This is a genomic window from Cellulomonas sp. GTC20042 (assembly GCF_055389595.1).
The window spans coordinates 442,893-464,185 of the sequence record NZ_AP043678.1 but is presented as its reverse complement, the minus strand read 5'-3'; the positions used below and the strand labels follow the sequence as shown (position 1 = coordinate 464,185).

Here is a 21,293-nt window from a genome sequence, read left to right as displayed (position 1 = left end):
CGCCGTGGACCTCACCGTGGGTGTCGACATCGGCGGGACGAAGATCGCCGCCGGGGTGGTGGACGACGCCGGGCAGATCCTCGCGCACGCCTACCGCTGCACCGACCCGCACGACCCCGAGCAGATCGAGATCGCCGTGGCCGACGCCGTCGCCGAGCTGCGCGCGCAGTACCCGCAGGTGAGCGCGGTCGGCGCCGCCGCTGCGGGCTTCGTCGGGCCGGACCGCACCACGATGCTGTTCGCACCCAACATCGCGTGGCGGAACCACCCGCTCGGCACGCGCCTCGCCGAGCGCACCGGCCTGCCGGTGGTGATCGAGAACGACGCCAACGCCGCCGCCTGGGCCGAGTACCGCTTCGGCAACGGCCGGGGCGCCCGGGACATGGTCATGCTCACCCTCGGCACCGGCCTGGGCGGGGCGGTGATCGCCGACGGGCACCTGATCCGCGGGTCCTTCGGCGCCGCCGCCGAGCTCGGCCACATGACGGTGGTGCCGGACGGGCACTTCTGCGGCTGCGGGCAGGAGGGCTGCTGGGAGGCCTACGCCTCCGGCACCGCGCTCGCCCGCCTCGCCCGCTCGGTCGCCACCACCGACCCCGAGGGAGCCCGCGCCATGCTCGCGGTGGCCGGCGACGAGCCGCTGCACGGCGCGCACGTCACCGCCGCCGCCCGCCAGGGCGACCCGCTCGCCACCCGCCTGCTCGCGCGCTTCGGCCACTACCTCGGCCTGGGGCTGGCGACGCTCGCCGCCGTGGTGGACCCGGAGGTCGTCGTGGTCGGCGGCGGGATCGCGGCCGCCGCCGGCGACCTGATCCTGCCCTCCGCCCGGCAGACCTTCCTCGGCACGCTGTCCGGCCGGGGGTTCCGCGGCGAGGCCCGGATCGTCACCGCCGCACTGGCCAACGACGCCGGGATCATCGGCGCCGCCGACTCCGCGCGGACCCCGGCCGCGTCTCTCGCCGGGAGCCCCGCATGAGCCGCATCAGCACCGCCGTCAGCATGTACAGCCTGCAGGACTCCTACGCCCGGGGCCGGCTCGACCTCGCCGGGGCGCTGGACTTCGTCGCGAGCACAGGCGCCGAGGGCGTCGAGCTGATCAGCGACCAGATGATCCCCGGCACCCCGCACCCCTCCGAGGACACCGTGACCGCCTGGCGGCAGGCGCTGGACGCCTCCGGGCTGCGACCGGTGTGCAACGACGTCTTCCTCAACTCCACCCTCTACGCCAACCGCACGCTGCGGGTGCCGGAGCAGGTCGCGATGCTGGAGCACGAGCTCGACATCAGCAAGCGGCTCGGCTTCGACCTGGTGCGGCTGGTGTCCGACACCTCCGCCGAGGTCACCCTGGCCGCGCTGCCCCACGCCGAGCGGATCGGCGTGAGCATGGCCCTCGAGATCCACGCCGGCATGTCCTTCCAGGGCGTGAAGACCCGGCAGTGGATCGACATGATGCGCTCCGCGCAGTCCGCGCACCTCGGGCTCGTGGTCGACCTCGGGATCTTCTGCCACCGGCACCCGCGGGTGTCCACCGAGTACTTCCGCGGTCTCGGGCTCACCCCGGCGGTGGCGGACGCGATCGACGCGATCTACGCCGAGCACGGCGACACCCTGCGCGTGTTCGGCGACGGCGCCGGCGGCATGGTCTTCCCGGACGACCTGACCGCGCTGTTCCGTGGGCCGGTGGACGCCGAGTACGCGTTCTTCAGCACCGGCTACGAGAACACCCCGCTCGACGTGCTGGATGCGCACGCGCCCTACCTGCGGCACGTGCACGGCAAGTTCTTCGAGATGCTGCCCGACGGCACCGAGCACTCGATCGACTACCCGGCGGTGCTCGCCCGGCTGAACAGCATCGGCTACGACGGCGCCGTCGCCAGCGAGTACGAGGGCAACCGGTTCGCGCCGATCGACGCCCCGGTGGACGACCAGGGACAGGTGGCAGCCCACCAGCGGATGCTCGCCGCCCACCGCGACGAAGGGAAGTGACGGCCGTGTTCGACTCCTACGTCTTCACCGAGGGATCGGCGCACCTGGTCGAGCTGACCGATGGCAGCCGCACGCTCGAGCTCGGAACGCTGATCACCTACTACCGGGGGATCCCGCTGTCGATGGTGCACGCCGTCGAGGTGGCCGTGGACGGGATGGACGTCCCGCGGTCGGAGATCTCGATCTCCCCCGACGCCCGGGCCACCTGGTTCACCCTCGACGAGGCCACCACCGTCACCACCTACCGCTGGGAGTACGGCACGCCGCTGCACGTCCGCTGGACGCCCGCGGACGGCGTGGTCCCCACCGGCACGCACGACGTCACGCTGCGGCTGAAGATCCGGGTGGCGTACATCCCGATCCCGTTCGGCGGCGAGCGCACCCGCACCGTCACCCTCTGACACCTCGCACCCCTCGATCGACGGAGATCGCCATGGACAGCACCGACCGCACCTACGACGCCATCGTCATCGGCTCCGGCCCCGCGGGCAGCACCGCCGTGCAGGAGCTGACCGAGCGCGGGCTCGACGTCCTGCTGCTGGAGGCGGGACGCGAGCTCCGCGAGGAGGACTTCGTCCCGCCCACCCGCAAGAAGGCCGCCGCCATGGGCATGGACCTGGTGCCGCGCGCCAGGGCGATGGCCGCCGGGCAGTTCCGCCAGGCCTGCCGGCCGTACTTCAGCGAGTCCTCCAACCGGTTCCTGGTCAACGACCTCGAGGACCCGTACTCCACGCCGCTCACCCACCCGTACCTCTGGGTGCGCTCCAAGCTGCTCGGCGGCCGGATGAACTCCTACGGCAAGGTCCTGCAGCGGATGTCCGACATCGACTTCCGGGCCGCCTCCCGCGACGGCTACGGGGACGACTGGCCGATCGACTACGCCGACCTCGAGCCCTGGTACGACCGGGTGGAGGAGGCGCTGGGCGTCTACGGCGACACCGACGGCCTCACCCACCCGCCGGACGGCCGCTACGCCGGCCCCGGGTTCCTCACCCGCGTCGAGCAGGACTTCCGCTCCACCGTCGAGGCCCGCTGGCCCGAGCGCAAGGTCATCTCCTGGCGGGTGCAGGCGCCCTTCCTCGACCGGGTGCCGCCGGGCATCGCCGCCGCGCAGGCCACCGGCCGGCTCACCATCCGCACCGAGGCCGTGGTCAGCCGGATCACCACCGACGACCGCACCGGCCTGGCCACCGGCGCCGTCTACGTCGACCGGCAGACGAAGCGCGAGCACCGGGTGTTCGCCGACGTCGTGCTGCTCTGCGCGTCCACCATCGAGTCGATCCGGCTGCTGCTCGCCTCCGGGTCCACCCGGCACCCCGGCGGCCTCGGCAACTCCTCGGGGCTGCTCGGCCACTACTTCATGGACCAGACGATCAGCGTCGGCTTCTTCGACTCCCCCCGGCACGCCGGGCAGTGGGACCCCGCCGACAACGTCCCCGCCGACCCGTTCTACGGCACCCCCGGCGGCATCCTCATCCCCCGCTACGAGAACCTCGACGGCCGCACCGACGACGGCTTCCTGCGCGGGATCTCGTTCCAGGGCCTCGGCGGACGCTTCCCTGTGCCGGACGGGCACCCCGCGGCGTTCGGGCTCGGCGGCTCCGGCGAGATGCTCGCCCGCTACGACAACACCGTCGGCCTGCACCGCTCCCGCACCGACCGGTGGGGCGTCCCGATCCCCCGGATCGACGTCACCATGGGCGAGAACGACCGCATCCTGCTCAAGCGCTCCATGACCGCGCTCAAGGAGATGGCCGACGAGTGCGGCTACCGGGTCAACTTCATCGGCTCGGCCGCGGGGCTCGAGTCCGCGAAGGTCTGGCCGGACTTCAACCCGCTGCAACGGCTGATCTTCAAGCAGGGGATCAAGCTGTCGATCGTGCTCGGCGCCGCCATCCACGAGTGCGGCGGCGCGCGCATGGGCACCGACCCGCGCACCTCGGTCATGAACGGGCGCAACCAGCTGTGGGACGCGCCCAACGTGCTCGTGCCGGACGCCTCGTCCTTCGTCAGCAGCAGCACCGTCGGCCCCGCGCTGACGATCATGGCCCTGGCCGCCCGCGCAGGGTCGTTCGTCGCCGACCAGCACGCCGACGGCGGCCTGCACCGCGCGTCCGCGCCCGCCTGACCCGCGCTGCGTGCGCGTGCCCGCGCCCGCGCGGACGCGGATCGTGCGCCGAGTTGTCATCTCTTGTCGCTTCCGGGGCCGATCAAGCGACAAGAGATGACAACTCGGCGGGCCTGGGGGCCGCTAGCGTGGGCGCAGGTCAGGGGGACGAGCGGGGGTACGGGTGACGCAGGCAGGGCCGCGCGCGGTACGGCCGCGCCGCGAGCGCCGACGGGTTCGGCCGCGTCCCGGCGACGTGCCCGAGGGCACCGTCGTCACGCACGTGCGCTACCGCACCTCCGCGCTGATCCAGGTGGTCGTCGGGGCGGTCGCCACCCTCGCGATCAGCGGGCGTCGCGGCGGGCTGCTCGCGATGGCGCTCGCGCACGGGACCTCCTCGCCCCAGGCACGCGCGCTGTCCCTGTACGTCGCGCTGGTGTGGGTCGGGGTCGGGCTCTCGCTGGCCCGCTCGCGCACCGACCTGCGTGCCCGCCCCGGTGACGCCCCGCGCCGTCGAGGCGGCCTATCCCGGCGCGACGCTGTGGATCGACCGGCACCCGATCTGGTTCGGCCTGCTCGGGGCGGCCGCGGTCTTCTGCGTCGTCGGGATCACGATGGACTCGCTCTCCTGACCCGTGGCGTCTCCCGGTGTAGCGTCGCCGGGAGCGGGTCCGGGCGAGGCCCCGCACGCGGTACGGAGGCAGACATGCAGCTCGACGACATCGCGGTCCGGACCCTCCGGGGGCAGGACACCACGTTCGGGGCGATCGTGGACGGGCGGCTCGCGCTGGTCGTCAACGTGGCCTCCCGGTGCGGGCTGGCCCCGCAGTACGAGCAGCTCGAGGCCCTGCACCGCGACTACGGCCCGCGCGGCTTCACGGTGGTCGGCGTGCCCAGCAACCAGTTCCTGCAGGAGCTCGGGTCCTCCGGCGCGATCGAGGAGTACTGCTCGACCACCTGGGGCACCACGTTCCCGATGCTGGAGAAGACCCCGGTCAACGGCCGGCACGCCCACCCGCTGTACCGCGCGCTCACCGAGTTCCCGGACGACGAGGGCAAGGCCGGACGCATCACCTGGAACTTCGAGAAGTTCCTCGTCGCGCCGGACGGCCGGGTGCGCCGGTTCCGGCCGCGCACGAAGCCCGACGCGCCGGAGGTCGTCGCCGCGCTGGAGTCGCTGCTGCCCGCGCCGACCACCGCCGCCGACTGACCCGCCGACCGGGCTCTCGGCCGTGGACACCGACGACCTCGCCACGCGGCTCCGGTTCCTGCTCGGACCGGGTCCGGAGGAGCGCCGGATGTTCGGCGGCCTGGCGTTCCTGGTGCGCGGGCACATGGCCGTCGCGGTCTCGGGGCGCAGCGGCGGGCTGATGGTGCGGGTCGACCCCGCCGCGCAGGACGCGCTGCTGGCGGAGCCGGGCGCCGGGCCGATGATCATGTCCGGCCGCGCGGTCGCCGGATGGCTGCTGGTCGACGCCGGGGCGCTGGACGACGACGCGGTGCTGCGCCGCTGGGTCGATCGTGGGCTGGCGTTCGTGGCGACCCTCCCGCCGAAGCGGTAGCGCCGGACGGGTGGCTCCGCACCCGTTCGGCCACGCGTGACGGCGCGCACGCCCTACGGTGCACAGGCGCAGGTCGGCGCACCGATCGAGGGAGGCCCCGTGGAGCACCCGACGCCGCCGGTCGACCCGTGGACGTCACCCTCCGGCTCGCGCGCGCTGCCCACCGCCCCGCCGCCGTCGGCCCCTCCGCCACCCGGTGCCGCCGCGCCGCGCCCGGCGCCTTGGGGGCCGGCACCGTGGGCGGGCCCACCGACCCTCGTCGAGGCCCGCCTGCCCACCCGTGCCCTCGTGGGGGCCGTCGTGATGGCGGCGACCCTCCTGCTCCGGGTGCTGGTGGTCCTCGTGGTCCCCGGCGCCGGCTCGGCCCGGCTCTGGTTCACGCACGTCGTCGGGATGGTGCTGTGCGGGCTCCTGCTGCTGGTCGCGCTGCGGCGGTCGACCTCGCTCATGACCCCTCTCGGGCGGGCCCCGCGCCTCGTGGACCAGGACGCGTTCCGCCGACGGGAGATCGACCTCGCGCCGGGCGCGCTGCTGCGGCTCGAGATCACCGTGCTGGGGATCACGGTGCCCCGGTTCGTCCTCCTCCGCCCGGACGGGAGCATCATCCCCGTCGGCGGCATCATCGGCTTCTGGGACCGCCCGGACACGCAGCACCTGCTGCACGCCGCCGGGATCGCCCTGCGCGCCGACCCCCAGCGCCGGAGCGCACGGCGCACCGAGCGGGCCTACCCCGGGTCGACGACCTGGGCCGACCGGCACGCGGCGTGGCTCATGGTGCTGGTCACCGTCGCCGCGTTCGTCTTCGTCCTCGTGCTCGACGCGCTGCCCGGCTCCTGGCGACCGCCCGGACGGCCAGGACGCGCCGGCTCCGGCCTGGCAGGATCGTCCCGTGCTGACCGTCAACGCCTACGCCGCCCCCTCCGCCACCGAGCCGCTGGTCCCCGTCACCATCGAGCGCCGCGACGTCGGCCCGACGGACGTGCTGATCGCGATCCGCTACGCCGGGATCTGCCACTCCGACATCCACACCGTGCGCGGCGACTGGGGGCCGATCACCTACCCGCAGGTCGTCGGGCACGAGATCGTCGGCGAGGTCGTCGAGGTCGGGGCGGAGGTCACCCGGCACGCCGTGGGCGACCGGGTCGGCGTCGGCTGCATGGTGAACTCCTGCCGCGAGTGCGAGAACTGCGTGGCCGGCATGGAGAACTACTGCCTGGCCGGCAACACCGGCACCTACGCCTCGGTCGACCGCGACGGCACGATCACCCAGGGCGGCTACGCCACCCACGTCGTCGTGGACCAGGACTTCGTGCTCCGCGTGCCCGAGCAGATCCCCTACGAGGCCGCCGCTCCCCTGCTGTGCGCCGGGATCACCACCTACTCGCCGCTGGCCCACTGGGGCGCCGGCCCCGGCAAGAAGGTCGCGGTCGTCGGCATGGGCGGCCTCGGCCACATGGCGGTCAAGCTCGCCGTCGCCATGGGCGCCGAGGTCACCGTCCTCTCGCAGACCCTCTCCAAGCAGGCGGACGGCCGCCGGTTCGGCGCCGCGCACTACTTCGCCACCAGCGACCCCACCACGTTCACCACCCTGGCGAACCACTTCGACCTGATCATCAACACCGTCAGCGCCCCGGTCGACCTGAACGCCTACCTGCGGCTGCTGCGCCTCGACGGCACCCTCGTCGCCGTCGGCGCCCCGCCGGAGCCGCTGCCCGTGCAGGTGTTCACCCTGTTCGCCACCCGCCGCTCCTTCGCCGGCTCCACCATCGGGTCGATCGCCGAGACCCAGGAGATGCTCGACTTCTGCGCCGCGCACGGCATCGCCCCCGAGGTCGAGGTGATCGGCGCCGAGCAGATCAACGACGCCTACGAGCGGGTGCTGCGCTCGGACGTGCGGTACCGGTTCGTGATCGACACGGCGACGCTGGGCTGAGGCGAGGGCTGCCGGCCGGGGTCGCGCTCGGCCGGCGGGGTCATCGGACCCTCCCGAGGAGCGGGGGCGGCGTCGGCGCAGGGCCGGTGGGCGGGGTCCAGTCGATCATCTGCTCCGGGGCGTACAGGCAGGGCGAGTACACCAGGATCCCGATCGTGGCGGTGCCGTCGGCGGCGAGCGCGGTGTCGCTCATGATCGTCAGGCTGAATGCGTCTCTGCGCAGCTGCACCGAGTACCAGCCGGCCGTGCTCGGCTCGGGATCGCCTCCCACCCAACCGTCCGCGGTCAGGGACGCGGCGAGCCCGTCGATCAGCGACGCGGTCTCCTGCGGCGGCTCCACCCGCACGTGGCGCAACGTGGACCATCGGATAGCCGTCGGGCTGACGGCGTTCCCGTTGATCGAGCCCGAGCAGTCCGAGAAGCGGGTCCCGCCCCCGCCGACGAGGGGGTGGATGAACGGCTCGAAGGCGATCTCCGGGAACACCTCCGTGAGCCGAGCGACGGCCTCGTCCGCCGCCCCGACCGTCACCCGCCAGCCCTGGTCGACACCCGCACGCCGCTCCTCCTGGCTGGGCCCACCACCGCAGCCCGCCAGCAGCACGAGCGCGATCGCGCCGAGGACGATCCCTCGCGTCAGACGGCGGTTCACGGCACGCTCGCGGTGGGCGGCTCGAAGTCGGGATCCTCCATCGGGTAGCGCACCGCGAGCGGGAGACCCTGCGGCGTGGTGGCCTCGAACGGCGGCGTGTAGAGCGTCACGTCCTGCCCCGCGATCACGGAACGGATGTTCGCCCACGCCGTCGTTCTCCGGTCGAACACCCCGCTGTGCGCGTCCTTCCCGGTCATCGCTCCCGACTTCGGATTCTCCGCTTCCCACAGCCCGGTCTCCAGCCGGGTCACCCCGGGGAACTCGTCCGGGTCGGCGCCGTGCCCGATCCCGTCCCCGGCGTGCTGGCCCTGCGAGATGGTGATCAGGTCGCGCGGCGCGGTCATCGAGTACCGGGGCGTCTCCGGGTACGGCAGCTGGTCCGGTGAGGTGACGCCGGGGCCGATCCCCGCCGAGGCGACGTGCACGACGCGGTCCGGCCGCATCCCCGCCATCTCGGCCGCGCCGACGACGGAGCCGCCGTAGGAGTGGCCGACCACCGTCACGGTGGCCCCGGGCGCATGGTCGATGCCCGCGACGAACCGGGCCAGCCCGGGCCCGATCGCCCCGGCGTAGGAGTTCGACGGCGACTCGAAGACCGGGTGCTGCGGCATCGGCCCGCCGAGGAACGTGACCACGGCGACGCCGCCCTTGCCACTATCCCAGAGGCTCCACGCCCGTTCGAAGGACCCGTCCTTCGGCCCCACGTGCGCGCCGGTCCCCGGCACCAGCACCCCCACGCTGGTCGCCGTCGCCAGGTCCCCCACCACCTCCGCGAACCGGCCGCCGGCCGGGTCGAAGAGCACCACCTGCCGGGGCGGATCGGTGCCGAGAAGGCGCTGGTACCAGTCGGCCTGGGCGCGCGACCACGTGTGCTCGGCCCGGACGGCGATCAGCCGCTCCCACAGGTCGCCGAGCGCGCGCAGCGTCGACGCGTCGCGCCGGCCGGAGGCCTCGAGGTCGGCGATCTGCGCGCTCAGGCTCTGCTCCTGCAGCGCGAGCGGGCCCTGACGACGGATCTCCGTCTGGAGGGCGGCGCTGATCGCCAGCCGGTTCGCGCGCGCCCGCACCGCAAGCGGCACCCCGTCGAGGTCGGCGATCCGGGCCCAGTCCCGCGTGATCAGCAGCTCCCGCGCCTGCGGGGACAGCGACGCCCACCAGGCCGCGACCTCCGTTGTCGCGGTGCCGATGCCCGGCACGTCGCGCAGCACCACCGCGTCGGTCATCGCCCGGTCCTGCGGGTCCGTGCCCGACCCGTCCGCGGTGACCTCCCAGCACCGGCTGAGCGCGTGCGCCGCCTCCTCGTCGGCCTCCTCGGCGGACCGCAACGCCTCGCGCACGCACGCCTGGATCAGGTCGGCGGTCTCGAGCTGCACGATCCGCGCCCGGTGCGCCTCGGCCTGCACCTCCGCCGACACGTCCGGCCGGAGCAGCCGGGGCGCGGGCGTCGACACCGTGCCATCCTCGGCGATCGCCACGCCTGCCCGCAGCGCGTCGTCCGCAGCGCGCTCCAGCAGCACCTGCGCCGCCGTGATCGCGTCGCACGCGCCCAGCAGCGTCCGCCGCACCACGTCCAGCGCCTCCAGCAGCCGGTCCCCGGAGGCGGCATGCCCGCGCAGCCGTGACGTCGCGGCGTCGGCGGCCGCACCGGTCCACACCTCCGACAGACCGCGACGCACCGCACCCGCCTCGACCACCCCCTCCTCGACCTGCGCGCGCACCCGCAGCACCTCCGCGGTCTGCTCCTCCAGCACGCCCGGCCGCCACGCGCGCAGCCGCGAGACCGTCATCCCGCTCATACGGCCACCTGCTCGAACCGGGTCCGGGTGCGCAGGTCCACCGCGTCGTAGCCGGCGGCGCACGCCCGCGCGGTCTCGGCCCACCCGGTGAGGCCGTCACGCCACCGGCGCACCCGGTCGCCGAGCGAGGCGGCGAGATCGCGCGCGGCCGACGCAGTCCGCGCGCCGTCGAGCGCCCCCGCCACCGTCGTGAGCGCGTCGTCGAACCTGCTCGGCTCGATCCCGCGCGCCACGGAGTCGACGTCGTCTGCCAGGGTGACCAACCGGTCCGCACGTACGTCCATGTGCGGACGCTATGCATTTTCGAGACACCGCTCGGCGCGACCTGTGCGTTTTCGACATCGGCCCGTTGTCGGAGGTCACCGGCACGATCGGGGCATGACCGACGACCTCGCCGACCGGATCGCCCACGTCGAGGCGGTGCTGGCCATCCAGCAGCTCGCCGCCGAGTACGCGCACGGCGCCGACCGCCGGGACCCCGCACGGTTCCTGGCGGTGTGGCACCCGGACGGGGTGTGGGACGTCGGCCCCGCACGGTTCGTCGGCCGGGAGCAGATCGGCGCGGCGATCGAGCGGCAGTGGGCCGACCAGCCACGGATGCACCACTGGACGACCAACCACGCGATCACGGTCGACCTGGCCACGGGCACGGCGAGCGGGCTGTGCGACGTGGCGGTGCTGACCGTGACCGCCGACGGCCGGCAGCTCGCGACGGCCGGGTCGTACCGGGACGTGTACCGCCGGGACGGCGACCGCTGGCTGATCGCGGAGCGCCGGGCGGAGGTGCACGGCACGCACCCGCTGCCGTCGTGAGCATGGGCGCGAGATCACCACGGTGATCGACATCGCGACGTAGAGCCGAGGAGCGTCAAGCCCACTCGGGCAGGCGAGATCAGGCCGTCGGGCTGGCGGTCGGCGCGGTAGAAGCGTCGGTGGGCGGGGTCCAGGCGTCCGCGTCCTCCGGGGCGAGCAGGCACGGGGAGTAGACGAGCACCCGCACCGAGGCCGTCCCGTCCTCCCGGATCGCACTCCTGCCCAGGATCCACATATGGAACCCGTCGTCGTTGCGCAGCCGCGCGGTGTATCGGCCGTCGTCGCTCGCCTCGGGTGCGCTGATCTCCTCCCATCCGCCCTCGACCAGGGAAGCGGAGCCCGTCCACCAGCGACACGGTCTCCTGCGGCGGCTCGACCCGGACGTCGCGCTGCGTGGTCAATTGGACCGCGGAGTTGTCCGTCGTCGACGAGCTCGAGCAGGACGACCAGCGATTCTCCGGGTACTCGCCAGAGAACGGCTCGACCGCGAGCGCCGGGAAGAGACCGGGCAGCCGCCCGGCAGCATCATCGGCGGCATCGACCCCGATCTGCCACGCGAGGTCCATCCCGGCACGCCGCTCCTGCTCGCTCGGTCCGCCGGCACAGCCGGCCAGCACGAGCGCGACCAGCCCGGCCAGCACCACCCGACCCGAGCTCGCCTCACCGCCGAGCATGACCGCGAGCGTGCTCTTCCAGGCGGTGGATCTTCCGGTGAACACGCCTCCCTGCGGCGCGAAACCGGTGAGCGCACCAGACGTCCGGCTGGTGTCGCCACCGACGGGGCTCGAGCCTCGTCACGCCAGGAAAAGGCATCCGGTCCACGGCGTCAGCCTGTCGGAGCGTCGGTGGGCGGGGTCCAGCCGGCCATGTCCTCCGGCGCGGCGAAGCACGGGGAGTAGACGATCACCCGCACCGTCGCCGACCCGGCGACCTCAGCAGCGGTCCTGCCCAGGATCGACAGGACGAAGCCGTCGCGGTGCAGCACCACGGTGTACCGGCCGTCGTCGCTCGTCTCGGGTCCGCCCGCGGCCTCCCAGCCGTCCGCGACCAGAGACGTGGCGAGCCCGTCGGCCAATGAGGCGGTCTCCTGCGGCGGCTCCACCTGCACGTCGCGCAGCGACGTCCACCGGACGTCTGTCGGATCGACGGCATCGCCCACGACCGAGTCCGAGCAGTCGGACGACTCGTCCTCCGCAGACCTCGGCGCGACACGGACGAGCTTGAGATCCGGGAACAGGCCAGGGAGGCGATCGGCAGCATCGTCGGCGGCCTCCACCGTCGTCCGCCAGCCCCGATCGACCGACGCGCGTCTCTCGGCATCGCTCGGCCCCCCACAGCCGACCAGCAGGATCCCGACGAGCCCGGCCAGGCCCAGCGCCGCCCCACGCGCGCTCACGGCACATCCTGCCGTTCAGGCTGGAACCCCGGGTTGTCCATCGGGTAGTCCAGGATCACACCGCTCCGGGTGGCACCGATCACCTCGGGCTCGGCGTAGAGCGTCACCTCACCGCCGAGCAGCACGCCGAGCATGTTCGTCCACGCGGTCGATCGTGGAGTGAACACGTCGCTGTGAGAATGCGGCCCCTCCAGGAGTCCTGAGGTCGGGACGTTGTTGATCCGGACCCCCGTCTCGAGGCGGGTCACCCCGGGGAAGGTGTCGGGGTCCGCGCCGTGGCCGAGACCCTGCGCATGGATGCCCTGGGTCAGCTCGATCAGGTCGCCGGGTGCGGTCATGGAGTAGCGCGGGGTGTCCGGGTAGGCGAGGTCCTCCGGGGTGAAGACGCTCGCGCCGATGCCTGCCGACTCGACGTGCAGGACCCGGTCGACCCGCATCCCGGCGGCCTCGGCCGCGCCGACCACGGAGCCGCCGTAGGAGTGGCCCACGGCGGTCACGGTCGCCCCGGGGAGGTGGTCGATACCGGTGACGAACCGTGCCAGGTTCGGGCCGGCGGCGTCGGCGAAGCTGTTCAGCGGCGCCTGGCCGAGGTGCGCCGGCATCGGCCCGCCGATGAAGGTGATCACAGCGAGCTGTCCACCCGCGGCGTCCACGAACGCGCCAGCACGCTCGTACGTCCCGTCCTCCGGCCCCACGTGCGCGCCCGTCCCCGGCACGAGCACGCCGACGCTGGTCGCGGTGGACAGATCACCCCGACCACCTCCGCGAACCGGCCGCCGGCAGGGTCGAACAGCACCACCTGACGCCGAGGGCCGACCGGCTCGTCGTCGTCCGGGTGCACGTCGGTGCCGAGCAGGGTCTGGTACCAGTCGGACGTCGTCCGCGACGCCGCCCGGGCGGTCTCGAGGGCCGCGATCCGTGACCGCAGGTCGTCGATCAGGCGGCGCGTGGACGGGAGCCGCGTGTCGGAGGCCAGCAGGTCGGCCAGCTGCGCCTCCAGGCTCGCCTGCTCGACCCCGAGGGCACTCTGCCGCCGCACCTCGGCTGCGAGCTCGGCGCTGATCGCCAGCCGGTTGGCGCGGATCCGCACCGGGTACGGGATGCCGTCGAGGTTCCCGAGCTGCGCCCACGCACGGTCGACCAGCAGGTCCTGCGCTTCGGGCGAGAGCGACGCCCACCAGGCCGCGACCTCGGCGGGGTCGGTTCCAGGTCCGGGGACGGTGCGCAGCAGGATCGCCTCCTCGGCCGCGCGGTCCGCGGTGCCGGACCCGTCCGCTGCGTCGGCCCACACCGAGCGCAGCGCGTGGGCGGCGTCGGCGTCGGCCTCCTCGGCGGCACGGAGCGCCTGGCGCACGGACGCCTCCACGGACTCGGCGGTCTCGATCTGGGCGATCCGGGCGCGTCGGGTCTCGGCGACGAGGTCGTCGGAGGCGTTCTGGGGGAGCAGGCGGGGCGGGGGCGGCAGGACGCTGCCGTCGCGGGTCAGCGTGAGGTGGGCCGCGGCGGCGTCCTCCTGGGCACGGACGAGCAGCGCCTGCGCGGCGGTGAGCGCGTCGCACGCCCCGAGCAGGACCCGGCGGACCCCGTCGAGGGCCTCGGTCAGCCGCTCGCCGGTGGCGATGCGCCCGCGCAGGCGCGTGGTGGCGGCGTCCGCTGCCGCGCCGGTCCAGAGATCGGGGATCGCACGCTGGGTGCTCTGCGCCTGGACGGTGGCGGACTCGACCTGGCTGCGCAGCCGGACGACGACGGCGGCGTGCTCCTCGAGGGCAGCGGGCCGCCAGCCGAGCAGCGTGTCGACGGTCAGGCTGCTCACAGCGCCACCTGGTCGAACCGGGTGCGGGTGCGCTGGTCGACGGCGTCATAGCCCGCGGCCGAGGCGCGGGCGCCGTCCGCCCAGCCGGTCAGGTCGTCGCACCACCGCCGCAGGTGGTCGCCCAACGAGGTCACGAGCGCGTCGGCCGCCGCTGCGGCGTCCGAGCCCGCGAGCGCCCCGCGCACACCGGCGAGCGCGTCGTCGAGCGTGGTCGGTACGACCTCGCGCACCTCGCTGTCGAGCGCGCCCGCGACGGCCACCAGCCGGTCTGCCCCTACCCGCATGGCGGCCACCGTAGCGGCTGCCGAGCCTGCGACGAGGCGATCTGCGCGGTCGGTACCGGCATCGCCGGTGCCCAGGCTCCCGGTGCGGGGCGCTCAGCCTCGCCCTCGCCCGCCGCCCTGCACCGCCGGAACGATCAGCAGCACCACCGCCACCAGCGCGAGCGCCAGCAGCACGCTCCCGGCGGTGAACGCCGCCCCCACCTCGGCCGCCAGCGCACCCGCCGCGGAGCCGTCGCCCCCGGCCCCACCGCCCACCGCATGCCCGGCCGCCGCCACCAGCACCGCGAGCCCGAGCGACATGCCGAGCTGGTGGAACGTGTTGACCAGCCCCGACGCCGCCCCCGCGTCCTGCGCGGTGGCGCCGGCGATGCCGGAGGAGGTCAGCGGCGCGAACGCGAGCCCCTGGCCGGCACCGATCAGCACCATCGGCAGCGCCACGTCGGTCAGGTAGCGCGAGTCGGCGCCGACGCGGCTGAGCCACAGCATCCCGACGAGGGTGAGCAGCACCCCCGCGACCAGCGGCACCGCACGGCCCAGCCGCACCGTCAGGCGGGGCACCGCGAGCGCCACCGCGAAGTTGACCACGGTCATCGGCAGGAACCCGAGGCCGGCCTGCAACGGACCGAGACCGAGCACGCCCTGGAGGTACTGCGTGGTGAAGTAGAAGAAGCCGATCATCGCGCCGAGGTACAGCAACCGGCTGACGTAGGCCCCGGTGCGCTCCCGGCTGGCGAACAGCCGCAGCGGCATGATCGGCTGCTCGACGCGGGCCTCGTTGCGGACCAGCAGGACGAGCAGCAGCGCGCCGAGGGCGAGGGCGGCGATCGTCAGCGGGTCGGTCCAGCCGGCCTCGGCGCTGCGGATCACGCCGAGCACCAGACCGCCGACGCCGAGGGTGGCGGTGAGGGCGCCGACCAGGTCGAACCGGCCCGGCGCGCGCCCGCTCTCCACCAGGAAGCGCGGGGCGAGCACGATCATCGCGATCCCCACCGGCAGGTTGACGAAGAAGCCGGCCCGCCAGGAGATCCCCTGGGCCAGCGCCCCACCGAGCACCAGGCCGAGGCTGGAGCCGATGCCGGCGGTGGCCGCGTACCAGGCGACGGCGCGGGTGCGCTCGGGGCCCTCCGGGAAGGAAGCGGTGAGCAGGGACAGCGAGGTCGGGGCGACGATCGCGGCGCCGACGCCCTGGAGCGCGCGGGCGCCGATGATCCACCACCCGGTGGTGGCGGCGCCGACCAGCAGCGACGCCACCGTGAAGACCACCAGCCCGATCACGAAGACCCGGCGCCGGCCGAGCAGGTCGCCGGCGCGGGCACCGAGCAGCAGCAGACCGCCGAAGACCAGGGTGTACGCGTCCTGCACCCAGGAGAGCGCGGTCGTGGACAGCCCGAGGTCCGCCTGCAAGGAGGGCAGCGCGGTGAAGATCACCGAGTTGTCCAGCAGGATCATCAGGTAGCTGACCAGAACGATCGCGAGGATCGCCCCACGGTGCGCCACCGGAGACATGGCGGGGCTGCGCTGCTCGGCGACCCGGGTCACGGGCGGACCATCACCTTGAGGGCCTCGCGGGCGTCCATCGCGGCGTAGCCGGCGGCCACGTCGTCCAGCGCGACGGTGCGGTCGAACACGCGACCGGGGTCGATCTCGCCGGAGAGCACCTGCGTGATCGCCGGCTCCAGGTACGCGCGCACCGGGGCGGGGCCGCCGGCGAGACGGGCGTTCTTGCCGAACAGCGAGCCGAAGCCGATCGGCGCCTCCTCGTACTGCGGGACGCCGACGCGGGAGATCACGCCGCCGGGGCGCACGATCCCGAAGGCCTGCTCGTAGGCGGGCAGGTGACCGACGGCCTCGAGCACGACGTGGCTGCCCTCGCCGTTCGTGAGGTCCATGACCTCGGCGACGCCCTCGGCACCGCGGGCGGCGACGACGTCGGTGGCGCCGAGGTCGCGGCCGAGGTCGGTGCGCACGGTGTGGCGGCCCATCAGGATGATCCGCTCGGCGCCCATCTGGCGGGCGGCGAGCACGGCGGACAGGCCGACCGCGCCGTCGCCGATCACGGTGACGGTCTTCCCGGCCTCGACCTGGCCCATGAACGCGGCGTGGTAGCCGGTCAGGTACACGTCGGACAGGGTGAGCAGCGAGGCGAGCAGAGACTCGTCCGCGGTGGCCGGGTCGACGTCCGGCACGATCACGAGGCTGCCGTCGGCCTGCGGGATGCGGGCACGCTCGGCCTGGAGACCCGGCGCCTCGGTGGTGCCGTACCAGCCGCCGTGCACGCAGGCGGTCTGCACGCCCTCGCGGCAGAACACGCAGGTGTTGTCCTGGAACGCGAAGGGCGCGATCACGAAGTCGCCCGGCTTCACCGTGGTGACCGCGGAGCCGACCTCCTCCACGACGGCGATGAGCTCGTGGCCCATGGACTGCGCGGCACCGGTGTGCGCGCGGTAGGGGTGCAGGTCGGAGCCGCAGATGCAGGCGCGCACGGTGCGCACGACGGCATCGGTGGGCTCGACGATCACGGGGTCGGCGGCGGTCTCGACGCGGACGTCGCCGATGCCGTGCAGGAACGTGGCCTTCATGAGGCGGTGCTTCCGTTCTTCGCTGGGTGCGCGGCGCGGCGACGGCGCGGGCACCCGGCCCGGACGCGGTCGCCCGCCGTCGGGTCCTGACCAGTTCACCGCCGACCGCGCGCGGGCGGGAGTCTCTGGTGATCCAGGTACTCGCAGTGCCTGTCACGGACGGATCCGTTCACCCCGTGGTCACGGACTGGCCCGTGAGGTAAGCCTTGGCTAATCTCGACCCCCGTGACCACGATCCCACCGTCCGCGATGGCTGCCGTCGACGTGAGCATCGGCTACGGCGGCGACCCGGTCGTGACCGACGCCAGCATCGCGCTGGTGCACGGCCAGGTCACGGCGCTGGTGGGCCCGAACGGGTCCGGCAAGTCCACGCTGCTGCGTGGCATGGCCCGGTTGCAGCGGCTGTCCTCGGGCAGCGTCACCCTGGACGACGGCGACGCCACGACGCTGTCCGCCCGCGAGTTCGCCCGCCGGGTCACGCTGCTCGCGCAGTCCCGCCCGACGCCCGCCGGGATCACCGTGCGCGACGCCGTCGAGTTCGGCCGGCACCCGCACCGCCAGGGCTGGCGCGGTCTCGACCCCGATGGCCGCGAGGCGGTCGACCGCGCGCTGGCGCTGGCCGGGATCGCGGACCTGGCCGACCACGACGTCGACGCGCTGTCCGGCGGGCAGGTGCAGCGGGTGTGGTTCGCCTCCGCGCTGGCGCAGGACACCGGCGTGCTGCTGCTGGACGAGCCGACCAACCACCTGGACCTGCGCTACCAGGTCGAGGTGCTGGAGCTCATGCGCTCCCTGGCGGACGAGCACCGGGTGGCCGTCGGCGTGGTGCTGCACGACCTCGGTCAGGCCGCCGCCGTCGCCGACCGGGTGCTGGTGCTCGACACCGGCCGGGTCGCCGCCGACGGTCCGCCGGAGGACGCCCTCACCTCCGACCTGCTCAGCAGGGTCTACGAGATCGCGATCGACGTGCGCCGCGACCCCGGCACCGGGCACCTCGACGTGCGCACCCCGCGCCTCCAGCTCCGCCGGCTCGCACCGGCATCCCAGGCGCCCGCCCCCGTCGGCGCCTGACCGCACGACCACCGATCACCCCCGCCGGCCCGCCGGCGGTCCGGGCGCGACGCGCGGGCGCCCTCCTCTCCCGCGCAGACACGAGGAACGATGACGACCCGACGCACGATCACCGCGGTGCTGACCGTCGGTGCGCTGGCCGCGCTGGCCGCCTGCGGCACCACGGACGTGCCGACCAGCGAGTCCACCGGCACCACCGATGCGGCGAGCGCCGTCTCGATCACCGACGACCGCGGCGAGACCGTCGAGCTCGACGCCCCGGCCACCAAGGTCGTGTCGCTGGAGTGGATGCAGACCGAGATGCTCACCTCGCTGGGCGTCACTCCGGTCGGCGCCGCCGACGTCGCGGGCTACACCTCCTGGGTCGGCACCTCCGTGCCGCTGCTCGGCGAGCCGGAGGACGTCGGCACCCGCGGCGAGCCCTCGGTCGAGGCCGTCGCCGGCCTGGAGCCCGACCTCATCATCGGCGTCACCTCCTCCATCCCGGAGGGCGCCCTGGAGCAGTTCGAGCGGATCGCCCCCGTGGCGCTGTTCGACGGCGCGGACGCCTCCGACCCGATCGGCTACGTCGAGGACCAGCTGCGGTCGATCGGCACCCTGGTCGGCGCCGAGGACACCGCCGAGGAGGTCATCGCGACCACCCAGCAGACCATCGAGGACAACGCGGCGACGATCGCCGAGGCCGGGCTGGAGGGCACGCCGGTCGTGTTCGCCTCCCCCTACGCCGACGGCTCGAACATCACCGTCCGCATGCACGGCCCGCGCACCGCGTTCCAGGCCGTCGCGATCGAGATGGGCCTCGGCAGCGCCTGGGAGGACCCGGGCGACGACGCGTACGGCCTGTCCTACGTGGACGTGGAGGGCCTGACCGCCCTGCCCGCGGACACCCGGTTCCTCAACTGGGGCAACGACGACGAGGAGGACGTGGTCACCACCTCGCTCGCCTCGAACGCCGTCTGGCAGTCGCTGCCGTTCGTGCAGCAGGGCCACGTCTACCGCGCCGGCGTCGGCATCTGGGCCTACGGCGGCCCGGAGTCGCTGGCCGGCTGGTCGGACGACCTGGTCGCCCTGCTGACCGCGAACTGACCCACCCGTCCGACCCTCGGGGATCACGTGACCACCACCGCCACCACCACCGGCCCGCAGCCCGCGGCGCCGGCGGTTCCCCCCGGGGGTCGGACGCCGGGTGCGCCCGGCCGTCAGGCCCTGCGCACCACCGTGGTCCTCGCCCTGCTGTGCCTGTGGCTGGTCGCCGCCGCGTTCTGGCACCTGACGCAGGGCACCGCCGACGTGGGCGTCGGCGACCTGCTCCGCGCGCTCACCGGCCAGGAGGGCCTGGACCAGGCCGCCGCCGTGGTGACCGCCTCCCGGCTGCCCCGGCTGGCCGCCGCCGTGCTGGTCGGCTGCGCGCTCGGCGCGTCCGGCGCCGCCCTCCAGGGCGTGTCGCGCAACCCGCTGGCCGCGCCGGACACCCTTGCGGTGAACGCCGGCGCGCACCTGACGATGACCGTGGCCGCCGTGCTCGGTCTCTCGCTGGGCGCGCTGCCCGGCGTCGCGGTGGCCTTCGTCGGCGGCCTGGCGGCGGCGGGCGTGGTGATCGGGCTGTCCGGCGGTGCCGCGGCCTCACCGGTGCGCCTGGTGCTGGCCGGGTCCGCGATCACCCTGGGCCTCGCCTCGATCACCCAGGCGATGCTGGTGCTGTTCCCCTGGGAGACGCAGGGGCTGTTCGCCTGGGGCGCCGGCTCGCTCGGCCAGAACGGCATGGGCGCGATCCGTGCGGTCGCCCCGGTCGCCGCCCTGGCCTTCGTCGGCCTGCTGCTCGCCGCCCGCCGGTTCGACCTGCTCCAGCTCGGCGACGACGCGGCCCGCTCCCTCGGCGTGGACGTGGCGCGCACCCGGCTGGTCGGCGTGGTGCTGGCCGTGCTGCTGGCCTCCTGCGCGGTGGCGGTCACCGGGCCGATCGGCTTCGTCGGTCTGTGCGCGGCGCTGCTGGTGCGGCTGCTCGCCACCTGGGTCCGCCCGCTGACCCGCCACGTCGTGCTGATCCCCGCCGCCGCCATCGCCGGCACCGCCCTCGTGCTCACCGCCGACGTGGGGCTGCGCGCGCTCGCCGGGCCGATCAGCGGCGTCACCGTCCCCACCGGGGTCGTCACCAGCCTGATCGGTGCGGTCGCCCTGATCGTGCTGGCCCGCCGCGCCCGCGCCGCCCTGGAGCCGGACACCCTGGTCACCCTGCGCGCCGGCAGCGCCCTGGCCCGACGCGCCCCCGCGCTGCTGCTCGGCGTCGCGGTGCTGGTGATGATCGTCGCGCTGATCGCCGGGGTGATGCTCGGCGACGCCACGGTGCTGCTCGGCGACGTGCAGAACTGGCTCGCCGGACGGGCCTCGGTGCGCCTCGACATCATCCTCGACTCCCGGGTGCCGCGGGTGCTCGCCGCCCTGCTCGCCGGCGCCTGCCTGGCGCTGGCCGGCGCGCTGGTGCAGGCCGTCACCCGCAACCCGCTGGCCGACCCGGGCGTGCTCGGCGTCGCCAACGCGTCCGGCCTCGGCGCGGTGCTGGTGATCGTCATGGTCAGCGGCCCGTCCTTCGCGATGGTCTTCGGCGGTGCGCTCGCCGGGGCCGTCGTCGCCGGGATCCTGGTGTTCGGGGTCAGCGCCGGCACGGGCATGTCCGCCGGGCGCATGGTGCTGGTCGGTCTCGGCACCGGCGCCGCCGCGAGCGCCCTGACCACCCTGATCCTGGTCGGCACCGACCCGTGGAACCAGAACCGCGCGATCACCTGGCTCGGCGGCTCCACCTTCGGCGCCGGCACCCCGCAGCTCGTGCCCATGCTGCTCGTGCTGGCCGTCGGCGCCGCGGTCGTCACCCGCACCCACCGCGACCTCGACCTGGTGCAGGTGGACGAGGTGACCCCGCGGGTGCTCGGCGTGGACGTGCCGCGCTCGCGCACCCTGCACGTCGCCGTGGCCGTGCTGCTCACCGCCGCCGCCACCGCCGCCGTCGGGCCGATCTCCTTCGTCGGGCTGGTCGCCCCGCACGCCGCGCGCATGCTGATCGGCAAGCGGCACCGCTGGCTGCTGCCCACCACCGTCGCGCTCGGCGCCGCGCTGGTCGCGCTGTCGGACATGGTCGGGCGCACCGCCATCGCCCCCGCGCAGCTGCCGGCGGGGCTGGTGACCGCGGTGGTGGGGACGCCGTACTTCCTCTGGCTGCTGTGGCGGATGCGGGCGCGCAGCGGGCGGTGAGCGCGAGGCGTGTCGGGATATCCTGACATCGGTCGCATGTCGGGATACCCTGACATTG

22 protein-coding genes are annotated in these 21,293 nt (G+C 74.3%); 12 read left to right on the top strand and 10 right to left on the bottom strand.

The genetic code is table 11. The features are described 5' to 3' along the window. Positions 1 to 4 precede the first annotated feature (4 nt). The 8 genes from ACZ5HG_RS02140 to ACZ5HG_RS02105 all read left to right on the top strand — a co-directional run bounded on the left by ACZ5HG_RS02140 (position 5) and on the right by ACZ5HG_RS02105 (position 7,588). The gene (locus ACZ5HG_RS02140; RefSeq protein WP_464180151.1) at positions 5 to 976 is read left to right on the top strand and encodes an ROK family glucokinase; all 972 of its coding nucleotides are present in this window, start codon (positions 5 to 7) and stop codon (positions 974 to 976) included. Next, positions 973 to 1,986, top strand: a complete 1,014-nt coding sequence (locus ACZ5HG_RS02135) for a sugar phosphate isomerase/epimerase family protein (RefSeq protein WP_464180150.1) — start codon at positions 973 to 975, stop codon at positions 1,984 to 1,986. Before ACZ5HG_RS02140 ends, ACZ5HG_RS02135 begins: the two co-directional genes overlap by 4 nt. After that, positions 1,983 to 2,387: a C-glycoside deglycosidase beta subunit domain-containing protein gene (locus ACZ5HG_RS02130; protein ID WP_464180149.1), complete on the top strand. Its 405-nt coding sequence runs from the start codon at positions 1,983 to 1,985 to the stop codon at positions 2,385 to 2,387. The genes ACZ5HG_RS02135 and ACZ5HG_RS02130 overlap by 4 nt, the downstream gene beginning before the upstream one ends. Positions 2,388 to 2,419: 32 nt before the next feature. After that, positions 2,420 to 4,114, top strand: coding sequence for a GMC oxidoreductase (locus ACZ5HG_RS02125; protein WP_464180147.1), 1,695 nt, complete (start codon positions 2,420 to 2,422; stop codon positions 4,112 to 4,114). Between the two features lie 464 nt (positions 4,115 to 4,578). After that, a complete protein-coding gene (locus ACZ5HG_RS02120; protein ID WP_464180146.1) occupies positions 4,579 to 4,725 on the top strand; it encodes a hypothetical protein in 147 nt (48 codons plus the stop codon). Between the two features lie 74 nt (positions 4,726 to 4,799). Beyond that, positions 4,800 to 5,303 carry a glutathione peroxidase gene (locus tag ACZ5HG_RS02115; protein ID WP_464180145.1) on the top strand — a complete coding sequence of 168 codons (504 nt, stop codon included), beginning with the start codon at positions 4,800 to 4,802 and terminating at the stop codon, positions 5,301 to 5,303. Between the two features lie 22 nt (positions 5,304 to 5,325). Then, positions 5,326 to 5,655 (top strand): TfoX/Sxy family protein, encoded by a 330-nt coding sequence (locus tag ACZ5HG_RS02110; RefSeq protein WP_464180144.1) that lies wholly within the window; start codon positions 5,326 to 5,328, stop codon positions 5,653 to 5,655. Positions 5,656 to 6,544: 889 nt separating this feature from the next. Further along, a complete protein-coding gene (locus ACZ5HG_RS02105) occupies positions 6,545 to 7,588 on the top strand; it encodes an NAD(P)-dependent alcohol dehydrogenase (protein ID WP_464180143.1) in 1,044 nt (347 codons plus the stop codon). 40 nt (positions 7,589 to 7,628) lie between these two features. On the opposite strand, the gene ACZ5HG_RS02100 is transcribed toward ACZ5HG_RS02105, so the two are convergent. From ACZ5HG_RS02100 to ACZ5HG_RS02090, 3 genes are read right to left on the bottom strand one after another with little or no spacing between them, the layout of a single operon-like run. Then, positions 7,629 to 8,237 (bottom strand): hypothetical protein, encoded by a 609-nt coding sequence (locus tag ACZ5HG_RS02100; RefSeq protein ID WP_464180142.1) that lies wholly within the window; start codon positions 8,235 to 8,237, stop codon positions 7,629 to 7,631. Beyond that, positions 8,234 to 10,033 carry an alpha/beta hydrolase gene (locus ACZ5HG_RS02095; RefSeq protein WP_464180141.1) on the bottom strand — a complete coding sequence of 600 codons (1,800 nt, stop codon included), beginning with the start codon at positions 10,031 to 10,033 and terminating at the stop codon, positions 8,234 to 8,236. The genes ACZ5HG_RS02100 and ACZ5HG_RS02095 overlap by 4 nt, the downstream gene beginning before the upstream one ends. Next, positions 10,030 to 10,317, bottom strand: a complete 288-nt coding sequence (locus ACZ5HG_RS02090) for a hypothetical protein (RefSeq protein ID WP_464180140.1) — start codon at positions 10,315 to 10,317, stop codon at positions 10,030 to 10,032. The genes ACZ5HG_RS02095 and ACZ5HG_RS02090 overlap by 4 nt, the downstream gene beginning before the upstream one ends. A 94-nt stretch (positions 10,318 to 10,411) precedes the next feature. Here ACZ5HG_RS02090 and ACZ5HG_RS02085 point away from each other — a divergent pair, with 94 nt between their 5' ends. Then, a complete protein-coding gene (locus ACZ5HG_RS02085) occupies positions 10,412 to 10,846 on the top strand; it encodes a nuclear transport factor 2 family protein (protein WP_464180139.1) in 435 nt (144 codons plus the stop codon). A gap of 14 nt (positions 10,847 to 10,860) precedes the next feature. Here the strand turns inward: ACZ5HG_RS02085 and ACZ5HG_RS02080 are convergent, their stop codons facing one another. The 7 genes from ACZ5HG_RS02080 to ACZ5HG_RS02050 form a co-directional block, all read right to left on the bottom strand. After that, positions 10,861 to 11,565, bottom strand: coding sequence for a hypothetical protein (locus ACZ5HG_RS02080; protein ID WP_464180138.1), 705 nt, complete (start codon positions 11,563 to 11,565; stop codon positions 10,861 to 10,863). A 107-nt stretch (positions 11,566 to 11,672) separates the two neighbouring features. Then, the gene (locus tag ACZ5HG_RS02075; protein WP_464180137.1) at positions 11,673 to 12,242 is read right to left on the bottom strand and encodes a hypothetical protein; all 570 of its coding nucleotides are present in this window, start codon (positions 12,240 to 12,242) and stop codon (positions 11,673 to 11,675) included. Then, positions 12,239 to 12,937: an alpha/beta hydrolase gene (locus ACZ5HG_RS02070; protein WP_464180136.1), complete on the bottom strand. Its 699-nt coding sequence runs from the start codon at positions 12,935 to 12,937 to the stop codon at positions 12,239 to 12,241. Before ACZ5HG_RS02070 ends, ACZ5HG_RS02075 begins: the two co-directional genes overlap by 4 nt. Further along, the gene (locus tag ACZ5HG_RS02065) at positions 12,865 to 14,055 is read right to left on the bottom strand and encodes a hypothetical protein (RefSeq protein ID WP_464180134.1); all 1,191 of its coding nucleotides are present in this window, start codon (positions 14,053 to 14,055) and stop codon (positions 12,865 to 12,867) included. The genes ACZ5HG_RS02070 and ACZ5HG_RS02065 overlap by 73 nt, the downstream gene beginning before the upstream one ends. Further along, on the bottom strand, positions 14,052 to 14,339 hold the full coding sequence (locus ACZ5HG_RS02060) for a hypothetical protein (RefSeq protein ID WP_464180133.1): 288 nt from the start codon (positions 14,337 to 14,339) through the stop codon (positions 14,052 to 14,054). The genes ACZ5HG_RS02065 and ACZ5HG_RS02060 overlap by 4 nt, the downstream gene beginning before the upstream one ends. A gap of 93 nt (positions 14,340 to 14,432) precedes the next feature. Then, positions 14,433 to 15,878 carry an MFS transporter gene (locus ACZ5HG_RS02055; protein ID WP_464180132.1) on the bottom strand — a complete coding sequence of 482 codons (1,446 nt, stop codon included), beginning with the start codon at positions 15,876 to 15,878 and terminating at the stop codon, positions 14,433 to 14,435. Next, positions 15,875 to 16,918 (bottom strand): zinc-binding dehydrogenase, encoded by a 1,044-nt coding sequence (locus ACZ5HG_RS02050; RefSeq protein WP_464180131.1) that lies wholly within the window; start codon positions 16,916 to 16,918, stop codon positions 15,875 to 15,877. The genes ACZ5HG_RS02055 and ACZ5HG_RS02050 overlap by 4 nt, the downstream gene beginning before the upstream one ends. Before the next feature lie 249 nt (positions 16,919 to 17,167). On the opposite strand from ACZ5HG_RS02050, the gene ACZ5HG_RS02045 reads away from it, so the two are divergent. The 3 genes from ACZ5HG_RS02045 to ACZ5HG_RS02035 all read left to right on the top strand — a co-directional run bounded on the left by ACZ5HG_RS02045 (position 17,168) and on the right by ACZ5HG_RS02035 (position 21,235). Beyond that, positions 17,168 to 17,989: an ABC transporter ATP-binding protein gene (locus tag ACZ5HG_RS02045; protein ID WP_464180130.1), complete on the top strand. Its 822-nt coding sequence runs from the start codon at positions 17,168 to 17,170 to the stop codon at positions 17,987 to 17,989. 90 nt (positions 17,990 to 18,079) lie between these two features. After that, positions 18,080 to 19,075, top strand: a complete 996-nt coding sequence (locus tag ACZ5HG_RS02040) for an ABC transporter substrate-binding protein (RefSeq protein ID WP_464180129.1) — start codon at positions 18,080 to 18,082, stop codon at positions 19,073 to 19,075. A gap of 27 nt (positions 19,076 to 19,102) precedes the next feature. Next, on the top strand, positions 19,103 to 21,235 hold the full coding sequence (locus ACZ5HG_RS02035) for an iron ABC transporter permease (RefSeq protein WP_464180128.1): 2,133 nt from the start codon (positions 19,103 to 19,105) through the stop codon (positions 21,233 to 21,235). Positions 21,236 to 21,293: the final 58 nt, after the last annotated feature.